Annotated in this window: 13 protein-coding genes; 10 read left to right on the forward strand and 3 right to left on the reverse strand. The window is 73.0% G+C overall.

The window, feature by feature from the left end; all coding sequences use genetic code 11:
- The first annotated feature begins 24 nt into the window (after positions 1 to 24).
- The 5 genes from folP (at position 25) to ACIGQF_RS26820 (ending at position 3366) form a co-directional block, all read left to right on the forward strand.
- Positions 25 to 906, forward strand: coding sequence for a dihydropteroate synthase (folP, locus tag ACIGQF_RS26800; RefSeq protein ID WP_399714950.1), 882 nt, complete (start codon positions 25 to 27; stop codon positions 904 to 906).
- Positions 907 to 1043: 137 nt separating this feature from the next.
- Positions 1044 to 1532 (forward strand): nuclear transport factor 2 family protein, encoded by a 489-nt coding sequence (locus tag ACIGQF_RS26805; RefSeq protein WP_030260354.1) that lies wholly within the window; start codon positions 1044 to 1046, stop codon positions 1530 to 1532.
- A 285-nt stretch (positions 1533 to 1817) separates the two neighbouring features.
- Positions 1818 to 2177, forward strand: a complete 360-nt coding sequence (gene folB, locus ACIGQF_RS26810) for a dihydroneopterin aldolase (RefSeq protein WP_030260356.1) — start codon at positions 1818 to 1820, stop codon at positions 2175 to 2177.
- A complete protein-coding gene (gene folK / locus ACIGQF_RS26815; protein WP_399714954.1) occupies positions 2174 to 2767 on the forward strand; it encodes a 2-amino-4-hydroxy-6-hydroxymethyldihydropteridine diphosphokinase in 594 nt (197 codons plus the stop codon). Before folB ends, folK begins: the two co-directional genes overlap by 4 nt.
- 116 nt (positions 2768 to 2883) lie before the next feature.
- The gene (locus ACIGQF_RS26820) at positions 2884 to 3366 is read left to right on the forward strand and encodes a DUF3180 domain-containing protein (RefSeq protein WP_399714957.1); all 483 of its coding nucleotides are present in this window, start codon (positions 2884 to 2886) and stop codon (positions 3364 to 3366) included.
- Between the two features lie 48 nt (positions 3367 to 3414).
- On the opposite strand, the gene ACIGQF_RS26825 is transcribed toward ACIGQF_RS26820, so the two are convergent.
- Positions 3415 to 4578, reverse strand: coding sequence for a betaine/proline/choline family ABC transporter ATP-binding protein (locus ACIGQF_RS26825; RefSeq protein WP_399714959.1), 1164 nt, complete (start codon positions 4576 to 4578; stop codon positions 3415 to 3417).
- Positions 4579 to 4761: 183 nt separating this feature from the next.
- Here ACIGQF_RS26825 and ACIGQF_RS26830 point away from each other — a divergent pair, with 183 nt between their 5' ends.
- From ACIGQF_RS26830 to ACIGQF_RS26850, 5 genes are all read left to right on the forward strand, one after another.
- Positions 4762 to 5556 (forward strand): ABC transporter permease, encoded by a 795-nt coding sequence (locus ACIGQF_RS26830; RefSeq protein ID WP_399714962.1) that lies wholly within the window; start codon positions 4762 to 4764, stop codon positions 5554 to 5556.
- A 3-nt stretch (positions 5557 to 5559) separates the two neighbouring features.
- On the forward strand, positions 5560 to 6285 hold the full coding sequence (locus ACIGQF_RS26835; protein WP_399714965.1) for an ABC transporter permease: 726 nt from the start codon (positions 5560 to 5562) through the stop codon (positions 6283 to 6285).
- Positions 6286 to 6379: 94 nt separating this feature from the next.
- On the forward strand, positions 6380 to 6553 hold the full coding sequence (locus ACIGQF_RS26840; protein WP_399714967.1) for a hypothetical protein: 174 nt from the start codon (positions 6380 to 6382) through the stop codon (positions 6551 to 6553).
- Positions 6554 to 6581: 28 nt separating this feature from the next.
- Entirely contained in the window at positions 6582 to 7544 is a 963-nt protein-coding gene (locus ACIGQF_RS26845; protein ID WP_399714970.1) for an ABC transporter substrate-binding protein, read from the forward strand.
- Between the two features lie 163 nt (positions 7545 to 7707).
- A complete protein-coding gene (locus ACIGQF_RS26850; RefSeq protein WP_399714973.1) occupies positions 7708 to 9027 on the forward strand; it encodes a hypothetical protein in 1320 nt (439 codons plus the stop codon).
- Positions 9028 to 9251: 224 nt separating this feature from the next.
- Here the strand turns inward: ACIGQF_RS26850 and ACIGQF_RS26855 are convergent, their stop codons facing one another.
- Both ACIGQF_RS26855 and ACIGQF_RS26860 read right to left on the reverse strand, forming a co-directional pair.
- Complete coding sequence (locus ACIGQF_RS26855) at positions 9252 to 10394, reverse strand: NADH-quinone oxidoreductase subunit D (protein ID WP_399714975.1); 1143 nt, start codon at positions 10392 to 10394, stop codon at positions 9252 to 9254.
- Entirely contained in the window at positions 10391 to 11530 is a 1140-nt protein-coding gene (locus tag ACIGQF_RS26860) for an SAM-dependent methyltransferase (protein ID WP_399714978.1), read from the reverse strand. Before ACIGQF_RS26860 ends, ACIGQF_RS26855 begins: the two co-directional genes overlap by 4 nt.
- Positions 11531 to 11574 lie beyond the last annotated feature (44 nt).

Here is an 11574-nt window from a genome sequence, read left to right on the forward strand (position 1 = left end):
GGCCACACCGCCTAGGCTGGAAGTATGAGTACCTTGCGTGGCCGGGTGGCCGGTCTGCCCGAGTGGGACCGGTGCGCGGTCATGGGCGTGGTCAATGTGACCCCCGACTCGTTCTCCGACGGCGGCGACTGGTTCGACACCGAGCTCGCGGTCAAGCACGGCCTGGACCTGGTGGCCCAGGGGGCCGACCTGGTGGACGTGGGCGGCGAGTCGACCCGGCCCGGGGCCGCGCGGGTGGACGGGGCCGAGGAGCTGCGCCGGGTGATCCCGGTCGTGCGCGAGCTGTCGGCGGCCGGTGTGGTGGTCTCCGTGGACACCATGCGGGCCTCCGTCGCCGAGCGGTCCCTGGAGGCCGGCGCGCAGCTGGTCAACGACGTCAGCGCGGGCGCCGCCGACCCGGCGATGATCCCGGTGGTGGCGGCCGCGCACGCGCCGTTCGTGGTGATGCACTGGCGCGGCCAGTCCGTCGACATGAACGACCGGGCGGTCTACGGCGACGTCGTCGGCGAGGTCGTGGCCGAGTTGCGGGCCGCCATGGAGCGGGCGGTGTCCGGGGGGATCGACCCGGAGCGCATCGTGATCGACCCGGGGCTGGGCTTCGCCAAGGCCGCCGAACACGACCTCGCGCTGGTCGCGGGCCTGGACCGGTTGCGCGATCTGGGCCGGCCGCTGCTGGTGGCCGCCTCGCGCAAGCGGTTCCTGGGGCGCGTACTGGCCGGTGCCGGCGCCTCGGCCTCGGTGCCGCCGGCCCGGGAGCGGGACGCGGCGACGGCGGCGGTCACCGCGCTGTCGGCGCGCGAGGGCGCCTGGGCGGTCCGCGTGCACGAGGTGCGGGCGAGCGCAGACGCGGTACGCGTGGCCCGGGCCGTGGAGACCGCGCGTTCCGCGGCCCCCGGCGCGGCGTAGAACGGGGCCCGGCAGGGCACAGGGCAGCCAGGCGGCGTACGGGGTGCCCTGTGCCCGCCGCAGGCACGTATCCGTGCGCGTGCCTGCGCACGTCCGGAAAGACGCACGAGGACCACGACAGGAGCGGTGTGAGCGGATTGAGCCCACGTACGGACATCGAGCTGGTGGAGCAGGCGAACACCGCGTTCTACGAGGCCATCGAGCGCGGTGATCATGAGGCGATGTCCGAGCTGTGGCTGGACGGCCAGGTGAGTGTCGTGCATCCTGGCTGGCCGGTGCTGCGCGGCCGCAGCGAGGTGCTGCGCTCCTATGCGCTGATCATGGCGAACACCGAGTACATCCAGTTCTTCCTCACCGACGTGGAGATCGACGTGGTGGCCGACACCGCGCTCGTGACCTGCACGGAGAACATCCTCAGCGGCGGCCCCGCCGAGGAGGACGGCTCGGTCGGGCCGCTGATCGGCCAGCTGGTCGTGGCCACCAACGTCTTCCGGCGTACGGAGGACGGCTGGCGGGTGTGGTCGCACCACGGGTCGCCGGTGCTCGCCGACCGGGACGACGAGGACGACGAGGACGGCCCGGAGGACGAGGACGACGGCGTCGGCGGACTGCCGGGCGGGCTGTGAGGCCGGTACCGGGAGTCAGCGGCCGGGGTCAGCGGGGTGACCGCTGGCGCACTCGTTCGAGCCAAGTCGCACCCGGGTAGGGGTGGGGCGCGGGGCGGCGGGGTAAGTGGCCGCGCGGGCGGGGACCCGGCTGTGCGGCAGCTGTGCGGGGTGCCCGTCCAGGGCCCCCGTGAGCGAGTGCTGTCAGTGCTCGCAGGTAAATTCGATGACTGGGCGGAGTTCCGGACGATGTCCGGCACGTGCCCGTTCATCCAACGATCAGTGGTACCAGTGGGAGTGATTCGCGTGGACCGTGTCGCGCTGCGCGGGCTGAAGGCCCGGGGACACCACGGTGTGTTCGCCCAGGAACGCGAGGCGGGCCAGGCGTTCGTCGTGGACCTGGTGCTCGGTCTGGACACCCGTCCCGCGGCGGCGACCGACGACCTCGCGAAGACCGTGCACTACGGAATCGTGGCGGAGGAGGTCGTGGCGATCGTCGAGGGCGAGCCCGTCGACCTCATCGAGACGCTCGCGGAGCGGATCGCGGCCCAGTGCCTGAAGCACCAGGGGGTGGAGGAGGTCGAGGTCGTCGTCCACAAGCCCGACGCCCCGATCACGGTCCCCTTTGACGACGTGACCATCACCATCACCCGGAGCCGAGTATGACCAGCAGTGACCCGACCGTACAGCCGGTGCCCGCTTCCGTGGTGGCGCAGGTCGACGCGGCGGACGTGACGCTCACCAACCCGAAGCGCGCCGTGATCTCCCTCGGGAGCAACCTCGGCAACCGCCTGGAGACGCTCCAGGGGGCCGTCGACGCCCTGGAGGACACCCCCGGGGTGCGGGTGAAAGCCGTCTCGCCGGTGTACGAGACCGAGCCGTGGGGCGTCGAGCCGGGCACCCAGCCGTCGTATTTCAACGCCGTGGTGATCGTGAAGACGACGCTGCCCCCGGGCTCGCTCCTGGAGCGCGGGCACGCGATCGAGGAGGCCTTCGAGCGGGTGCGGGACGAGCGCTGGGGTCCGCGCACGATCGACGTGGACATCATCGCGTACCAGGACGTCGTCTCCCAGGACCCGGTGCTCACGCTGCCGCACCCGCGGGCCCATGAGCGCGCCTTCGTCCTCGTGCCGTGGCACGACATCGACCCCGAGGCCAAGGTGCCCGGGCACGGCGCGGTGGCCGAGCTCCTGGACGAGCTGGGCCGGGGCGGCGTCGCGGCCCGCGCCGACCTGGAACTGCGGCTGCCCGAGTGATCGTTGTCCGTACGGCCCGCGAGGGCTCGTAGCGGGATGATGGTCCGGTGGACATGATGGCCGCCGCGCCCGGCGCGGCGTGGGCGGCCAGGACGGTGTGAGGGGCGAAAAGCTCGGTGAAGCAGCTAAAGATCAAGGTGCTGGTCGGGCTGTTCGTGGTGGCGGGTGTGCTGGCGTGGGCCGGTGCCCGCCTGTGGGACGCGCTCGGCAGCCTGCCCAGCGTGCCGCTGGCGGCCCCGATCGTGCTGGCGCTGATCGCCGCGGTGCTGGCCGCGACGGCCCTGTCGCTGCGCAGCCGCCTGAAGGCCCAGCGGGAGCGGGTGCAGGGTGCCAAGGGCGTCGAGCCGATGATGGCGGCGAGGGCCGTGCTGTTCGGCCAGGCGAGTGCGCTGGTCGCCGCGCTCGTGAGCGGGCTGTACGGCGGCGTCGCGGTCTTCCTGCTGACCTCGGGCTCGGCGGGCCTGGGACGTACGGACCAGACGGTGTACGCCGGCCTGTCGGTGCTCGCGGGCATCGCGGTGGTCGCTGCCGCGGTCTTCCTGGAGCGCGTCTGCAAGCTCCCGGACGATGACGACGAGGCGGGGGCGGCGGCGGCCTGACGCTGCCGCGGTGCGGGGCCGGAGCGACGCCGCCCGGCCCCGTCCTCCTCACGCGTCCAGCACCGTCTGGAGTTCCACGTCGGCGCGGGAGATGTTCGCCGCGTCGGCCGTCGTCGAGCGGCGCAGCGCTTCGTGCAGGCGGCCCGGGGTGAGGACGCCGAGGAAACGGTCGCCGTCCAGGACCGCGATCCAGCCCGCGTCGTGCTGCAGCATCGTGCTGAACGCCTGCTTCAGGGGCGCGCCGACCGGCAGCCAGGCCTCCATGCGCCGGGCGTGCGCGCGGACCGTCCCGTCCGCCGCCGCCTGCCCGAGGACGTCGGCGGCGACCCAGCCGTGCAGCCGGTCCTCGCTGTCCAGGACGACCGCCCAGCGCGCGCCGTCCGCCGCCATCCCGGCCAGCGCGCGCCCCACCTGGTCGTCCAGATGGATCACAGGGGGCTGCTCCAGGTCGCCGGTCTCGATCGGCGTGACGGACAGCCGCTTCAGACCGCGGTCGGCGCCGACGAACTCCGCTACGTACGGTGTCGCCGGCGCGCCCAGCACCGTCGCCGGAGTATCGAACTGTTCGATGCGTCCGGAACCGTAGACGGCGATGCGGTCCCCGAGCCGTACCGCCTCCTCGATGTCGTGGGTGACGAAGAGGACCGTCTTGTGGAGCGAGGACTGCAGGCGAAGGAACTCGGTCTGCAGGTGCTCGCGGACGACCGGGTCCACGGCACCGAACGGCTCGTCCATGAGGAGCACGGGCGGATCGGCGGCGAGCGCGCGGGCCACGCCGACGCGCTGGCGCTGGCCGCCGGAGAGCTGTTCCGGGTACCGCGAGCCGTACACCGACGGGTCCAGGCCGACCAGGTCGAGCAGTTCGGCGGCCCGGGCGCGGGCCTGCTTGCGCGGCCGGCCGAGCAGGTGCGGGACCGTGGCGGTGTTGTCGAGCACGGTCTTGTGCGGGAACAGACCGATCTGCTGGATCACGTAACCGATGCGGCGGCGCAGCTCGACCGGGTCGACCGTGGCGATGTCGGCGCCGTCCAGGAAGATGCGGCCTTCCGTGGGCTCGATGAGCCGGTTGACCATCTTCATGGTCGTGGTCTTGCCGCAGCCGGACGGGCCGACGAGCGTGACGAGCTCGCCCTCCGCGACCTCGAAGGAGAGGTCGTCGACGGCGGTGGTGCCGTCCGCGTAACGCTTGGTGACGTGCTCGAAACGGATCATGCTTCCCCATTGTCGTCGGTCCGCCCGGGGCGGGATGAACGGGATGTTGCGAGTCGATGGCGGTCCGGGCCGATTGTCAGTGGCGGGGGATAGGGTCGCAGACAGTCACCGGATTTGTGAGCGAGCGGACGGGGGAGGTGACGTGGCGTGAGCACGCCCTTGAGTACGTACCCGAGTACGGCCATGAGCCAAGCAGCGGGCCCGCGGAACTGTCTGCAGGCCAATGACTGGATCTGCGGCGAGTATCTCCACAGCCGTGGCCAGGAGCTGGTGGACGCCACCGTCCAGCACATCTGGATCACGGTCGCCTCGGTGGTCATCGGACTGCTGATCGCCTTCCCGCTGGCCCTGCTCGCCCGGCAGCGGCGCGGCGCGGCCGGCCCGGTGCTCGGCCTGACGACGATTCTGTACACGGTCCCGTCGCTGGCCATGTTCGCGCTGCTGACCCCGGTGTTCGGGGTCTCGGCCGCGGTGGTCGTGACGGGTCTGGTGCTCTATTCGCTGACGATCCTGGTGCGCAACATACTCGCGGGGCTGCAGGCGGTCCCCGAGGAGGTGCGCGAGGCGGCCCGCGGGATGGGGTACGGCCCGCTGCGGCTGCTCTTCCAGGTCGAACTGCCGCTGGCGCTGCCCGCCATGATGGCCGGGCTGCGGATCGCCACGGTCTCGACGGTGGCGATGACGACGATCGGCGCGGTGGTCGGCTTCGGCGGCCTGGGCAATCTCATCGACAGCGGGATGCAGGGCTTCTTCAAGGCGGAGGTGCTGACCGCCTCGGTGCTGTGCGTGCTGCTCGCGCTGGTCGCCGATCTGCTGCTGGTGGGGCTCCAGCGGGCGCTGACGCCCTGGACCCGGGCCGGCCGGGCGGGGTCCGGTGGCGCGGGTGCCGGGGGCAGGGACACGGACGGCGAGGGCGGCGGGCGCCCGGGGGCCGGCCGGACGCGGGGATTCGGGCGCGAGCGGAAGGCGGTGGCCTGAGCGGTGGACGCGATCACGGGTGCGTGGGGCTGGCTCGGCTCCGCGGCCAACTGGGCCGGTGAGAACGGCGTCTGGCACCGCCTCGGGCAGCACGTGCAGCTGAGCGTGGTGTGCCTGGCCATCTCGTGTCTGCTGGCGCTGCCGGTGGCGCTGTACCTGGGCCACATCGGCAAGGGCGGGGCGCTGGCAGTGAACCTCGCCAACGTCGGCCGCGCGGTGCCGACGTTCGCCGTGCTGGTGCTGCTGACGCTCAGCCCGCTGGGCAAGGCGGGGGACTGGCCGACGATCGTGGCGCTGGTGCTCTTCGCGGTGCCCCCGCTGCTGACCAACGCGTACGTCGGCATGCGGGAGGCGGACCGCGATGTGGTGGAGGCGGCCCGGGGGATGGGCATGTCCGGATGGCAGCTGCTGCTCCGCGTCGAGCTGCCGCTCGCGTACCCGTTGATCATGACGGGGCTGCGGTCGGCGTCGGTGCAGGTGGTGGCGACGGTCACGCTGGCCGCGCTGGCCGGCGGTGGCGGCCTGGGCCGGATCATCACGGCGGGCTTCGGCAACTACGACACCCCGCAGGTGGTGGCCGGCGCGGTGCTGGTCGCCGGGCTGGCGCTGCTCGTCGAGGCGGTGCTGGTGGCGGTGGAGCGGCTGTGCGACCCGATGCGCGGCAAGCGGCCGGCGCGTACGGGCCGCCGCGCCATACGGGCGTCCCGCAAGGAAACGGCGGCCGCCTGAGCGGGCACCAGGTAGGGCCTCCGGCAGGTGAGCCCGGCACCAGGTACGGCCTCGGGCGGCTGAGGAAAGCCGCCGGGCCCGGGCGGTGTGGGGCGTGACCCGCTATCAGTGTGCTCCGGTGCCGGATGTGGTGACGTCTCCCGCCCCACGTGCGAACATCCGTCCGCTCCCTCTGCTGTACTCCTTGCTCGACCTTCGCAACCCGCTCGACCTTCTCGGCCTGCTCGACCCGCTCGACTTCAACGACCCGCCGGTGTCCGACCGGTGACCGCATGGACGACTGGATGGTGAAACCGATGAACAGCACGTCGCGTACCGCGCGGACGGCCCTCGTCGCTGGGACGGTGCTGGCGCTGGCCGCGGGGCTCTCCGCGTGCGGCGGCCAGAGCCTGGAGGAAAAGGGCGGCAAGAGCGAGGGCGGGAAGGGCGCGATCGTCGTCGGTTCCGCCGGATTCACCGAGTCGCAGGTGCTCGCCGAGCTCTATTCCAAGATCATTTCCAATGCCGGGTACAAGGCGTCCGTACAGACGCTGAAGAATCGCGAGCTCTACGAACCCGCCCTGGAGAAGGGCGAGATCGACGTCGTTCCGGAATACGCCTCCACGCTCGCCGATTTCCTCAACGCCAAGAAGAACGGCGCCAAGGCGGAGTCGGTCGCGTCCAACGACCCGGACGAGACCGTCGCGGCACTCAAGAAGCTCGCCACGCCGCGCGGACTGAAGGTTCTCCCGCACGGCTCCGCGACGGACCAGAACGCCTTCGCGGTCACCAAGGAATTCGCCGCGAAGCACAAGCTGAAGACCCTCTCCGACCTCGGCAGGTCCGGGGAGAAGGTGAAGCTCGCGGCGGGCGAGGAGTGCGAGACGCGGCCGTACTGCCTGCCGGGCCTGAAGAAGACGTACGGCATAGACGTCACGGGCATCGACCCCAAGGGCGTGGGCACGGTGCAGGCCAAGCAGGCGGTCAAGGACGGCACGGACCAGCTCGTGCTGACGACCACGACGGACGCCACGCTCGGCGACTTCGGACTGGTGCTGCTCAAGGACGACAAGCACCTGCAGAACGCCGAGAATGTGCTGCCGGTGGTGAATGCCAAGAGCGCCGGGGACAGCGCGCTGGAGAGTGCGCTCGGCAAGCTCACGAAGGTGCTCACCACCAAGGACTTGATCGAGCTGAACCGTCAGGTCGATGCCGACCGGCGCAAGCCGGCGGATGTCGCGGAGGCCTATCTGAAGGAGAAGGACCTGCTCAAGAAGTAACCAGCGGGAAACGGATTGGCGGGCGGGGCCCCACCGGCCTCGTACGCACGGTAAATTTCAGGCCATGCCACGAGGACGCCACCGCCATTCCCCACCCCTGCACAGGCTTCTTCCCCCCGCGACGGTCGCCGGTGCGTCAATTGCCTGCGCCGCCGGTGCCTGGTTGGTCGGCGACGCGCTCGTGCTCAGGGTCCTGGTCGCCGCCGCGGCAGTGGCCGCGGTCGGCGGCGCCGTGCTGGCCCGCCGTTGGGACCGTACGGCCGGCAAGCGGGTCGCCGACCTCACCCGCGCCCGGGTGCGCGACGAGTGGAGGACCGAGGAGCGCATAGCCGAGCTGGAGACGGACGTCGAGGAGGGCCGGGAGATCCGGACCGCTCTGGAGACGAAGCTGCGCGCCAAGCGCGCGGAGCTGGCCCGGCTGCGCAACGAGCACGCCGCGCTGCTGCGCCGGTACGCCACGGCGGAGACCGAGCGGGCCACCGCCCTGGAGGGCCGCCGCCGGCTCGCGATCGATGCCGCCGCCCCGGCCCGCGAGCTGACCGCGGGCGGCGCGGTGCCGGTACCGGGCCTGACGGCCGTCGCCCCCGCGGCGGTCGCCCCCGTCGCCGACGGTACGGCCGCGGCCGGCATCGCCCCCGGTGCGCCGGGTGCCGCGGCCCGCACCGCCCCCACGGCCCCGGCGGGCCGTGGCCCCGCGCACGCGGCCCCCGCCCCGGCTCCCACCGCCGTCGACTTCCGCAAGGCGGACGAGGCGCTGCTGCGGCTGAACGACAGCGCCGTACGGCAGGAGGCCGCCCGTCAGGAGGCCGCCCGCCGCGCGGAGCGGGAGCGTGCCGAGCGGCAGCGCGCCGCCGAGCAGGCCAGGGCCGCCGCGCAGGTCCGCGGGGCCTCCGCGGGCGTTCCCGCGCTGCGTCCGGTGCCGGCAGCGGCGGTCGCGCCGCTCGCCCCGCAGCACCGGCCCGCTTCGCGGGCGACCGGCGGCTTCGACTTCTTCGGTACGGGCACGGCCGCCCCGGACACCGCCGGTACGGACACGGTCTCCGCTTCGGGCACGGTCGCCGTGCCGAAGGAGGCCCCCGCGGCGCCGCTGGAGGAGGATCTGGCGGACGTGGTGGGCGACGAGGCGGTGGCCGAGCAGTCGGCCCGCGCCACGGCGGCCCCGCGCCCCGCTCAGCCGCTCGAAGGCCCCGCGCCGGCCGCTCAGGAGGCCGCCGAGGCCTCCCGAGAGGCGGAGCCCCGGCAGGAGCCCGCAGCGGCGGAGAACGGGCCTGAGGCCGGAGCCGGGGCGGAGCCCGGGACCCACGAGCCCACGGCCGACGCCGACGCCGGTACCGGCACCGAGTCCGACACCGCCGCCGAGTCCGCGTCCGGCGCGGAGCCCCCGTCCGGCGAGCGTGCCGCCGGTGAGGTCATCGACCTGACCGCGCACGACGAGACGGAGCAGTTCGACGTCGCGGAGCTGCGCAGCGCGGCCGCGCAGTAAGCGGCGGCGGCAGCAGCAACAGGCAGGCAGAGCGAACGCAACGCCCGCGCCGGTCACCGACCGGCGCGGGCGTCGTCGTTCGTCCTGAGAGGTGGGCGTCCTGGTCGACCGTCCCGAGGGCGAAAAGTTATCCACAGCCTGTGGATCGCCCTGTTGGTGTTGGCCCGGGCGACACTCCGCGTACAGCGGACCGCGCCCCGCGCGTCACCAGCGGCCCGCGCGCCTCACTTGTCGATGTCGCCGACCACGAAGAACAGCGACCCCAGGATCGCGACCATGTCGGCGACCAGGGTGCCGGGCAGCAGCTCCGTCAGCGCCTGGATGTTGTTGAACGAGGCGGAGCGCAGCTTCAGGCGGTACGGCGTCTTCTCGCCCTTGGAGACCAGGTAGTAGCCGTTGATGCCGAGCGGGTTCTCCGTCCAGGCGTACGTCGCGCCCTCGGGGGCCTTGAGCACCTTCGGAAGCCGCTGGTTGATCGGCCCCGGGGGCAGCTCGGCGATGCGCTCCAGACAGGCGTCGGCCAGGTCCAGCGCATTGTGGGTCTGCTCCAGCAGCACCTCGAAGCGGGCCAGGCAGTCGCCCTCGGAGCGCGTGACGACCTTCAGGGTGTCCTGCAGCTCCCCGTAGGCCAGGTACGGCTCGTCGCGGCGCAGGTCGAAGTCGACGCCCGAGGCGCGGCCGATCGGGCCGGAGACGCCGTACGAATGCACCGCCTCCGGGGTCAGCACGCCGACGCCGCGGGTCCGGCCGCGGAAGATCTCGTTGCCCAGGACGAGGCGGTCGAAGACGTCCATGCGGGAGCGGACCGCGGCCACCGCGTCGCGGGCACGGCCGAGCCAGCCGGCCGGCAGGTCCTCCTTGAGGCCGCCGACGCGGTTGAACATGTAGTGCATCCGGCCGCCGGAGATCTCCTCCATGACGTTCTGCAGCTCTTCGCGCTCGCGGAAGGCGTGGAAGACCGGGGTGATCCCGCCCAGCTCCAGGGGGTAGGAGCCGAGGAACATCAGATGGTTGAGCACGCGGTTCAGCTCGGCGAGCAGCGTACGGGTCCAGACGGCCCGCTCGGGGACCTCCATGCCGAGCATCCGTTCGACGGCCATCACGACGCCGAGCTCGTTGGAGAACGCCGACAGCCAGTCGTGGCGGTTGGCGAGCACGATGATCTGGCGGTAGTCGCGCGCTTCGAAGAGCTTCTCGGCGCCCCGGTGCATGTAACCGATCACTGGTTCGGCATGGCTGATGCGCTCGCCGTCCAGTACCAGGCGCAGCCGCAGCACTCCGTGCGTGGAGGGGTGCTGGGGCCCGATGTTGAGCACCATGTCCGTGCTCTCCGCCGCACCGCCAATACCGACCATCGTCTCCGTCATGGGGACAGTCTGACAGCTCCGGCAGGCAGCCCGACCGGCTGGACCAGCCACTGGAAGGCCCCCAGGCCGCCCGGATCGGTCAGCTCGGCGGCCTCGCCGGCCGCGCCGAGTGCCCGCAGGTAGGCGGCCGGGTCGGTGGACGCGAGGGACAGCGGCGGCCGGCCGCCGTCGACGCCGAGGGCGCGCAGCGCGGCCCGCTGGGTGAGCAGCAGCGCCCCGGTGCCGCCGGCCGCCGCGCAGGCGTCCAGCGCGACGTGTGCGGTGATGTCGCAGCCTCCGTCCGGTACGGGGGCCACCTCGCTGCCGTCACGGAAACCGGTGAGCGTGCCGTACGGGGGGCGGGCGTCCCGTACGTGCGCGTAGTCCGCGGTCACGGCGAAGCCGCGGTGGAGCGTCGCCACCGCGCGTGCCCACGCGGCGTCCCGCGACCGTCCGATCTCGGCGCGCGTGCCCGGCCCCTCGGGGCCCGCGCCCCCGGCCTCCGAAGCGGCGTCCGCCGCGTCTCCGGCTTCCGAAGCACTGTCCGCCGCGTCTGCGTCCTTCGAAGCGCTGTCCACCGCGCTGCCCGAAGGCCACCACTCCGCCAGCCAGGCCGCGTCCTCGCCCGTCACGGGAGGGCCGAGCCGCTCGGCGCCGTCGGCGGGCCGGACGAGTACGTGGCGCGGTACGCCCTCGGAGTCCGTCTCGGCGACGTCGACCGGGACGTTGTCCAGCCACTCGTTCGCGAAGACCAGACCGGTGAGCGTCCCGGGCGCGGGCAGCTCGTCGTGCCAGGTGATCCGCGGGTCCAGCCCTTCGGGGCGGGGCGCCTTCTCGACGGCGTGCGCGTGCAGCCGCGCGGGCAGATCGCCGGCCCCCGGTTCGCCGGAGGCCGCGTCCAGGGCGGCCAGCACGCCGCTCAGCAGCTCGCCGCGGCCCGCGCCGATGTCCAGGACGTCCAGCCGCTCCGGACGCCCCAGCGCCTCGTCCACGCGCTCCAGCAGCCGCGCCACGGCGCCCGCGTAAAGCCGCGAGGCGTGCACCGAGGTGCGGAAGTGCCCGGCGGGCCCGGGGCCGTCCGCGCGCGTGTAGAAGCCGCCGGGCCCGTACAGCGCCCGTTCCGTCGCGTCCCGCCAGCCGTACCACTCGTTCGTCACGGCTTCACCGTACGGGCGGCCCGGGCGCTCCTCGGCATCCACCT

It is taken from the genome of Streptomyces sp. NPDC053560 (assembly GCF_044544605.1).
Classification (GTDB): Bacteria; Actinomycetota; Actinomycetes; order Streptomycetales; family Streptomycetaceae; genus Streptomyces.

What these genes read in the sequence shown, in the direction of transcription:
- folP (WP_399714950.1), top strand. Translation starts at nt 25, where the DNA reads ATGAGTACCTTGCGTGGCCGGGTGGCCGGTCTGCCCGAGTGGGACCGG.
- folK (WP_399714954.1), top strand. Translation starts at nt 2,174, where the DNA reads ATGACCAGCAGTGACCCGACCGTACAGCCGGTGCCCGCTTCCGTGGTG.
- ACIGQF_RS26825 (WP_399714959.1), bottom strand. Translation starts at nt 4,578, where the DNA reads ATGATCCGTTTCGAGCACGTCACCAAGCGTTACGCGGACGGCACCACC.
- ACIGQF_RS26830 (WP_399714962.1), top strand. Translation starts at nt 4,762, where the DNA reads ATGAGCCAAGCAGCGGGCCCGCGGAACTGTCTGCAGGCCAATGACTGG.
- ACIGQF_RS26845 (WP_399714970.1), top strand. Translation starts at nt 6,582, where the DNA reads ATGAACAGCACGTCGCGTACCGCGCGGACGGCCCTCGTCGCTGGGACG.
- ACIGQF_RS26855 (WP_399714975.1), bottom strand. Translation starts at nt 10,394, where the DNA reads ATGACGGAGACGATGGTCGGTATTGGCGGTGCGGCGGAGAGCACGGAC.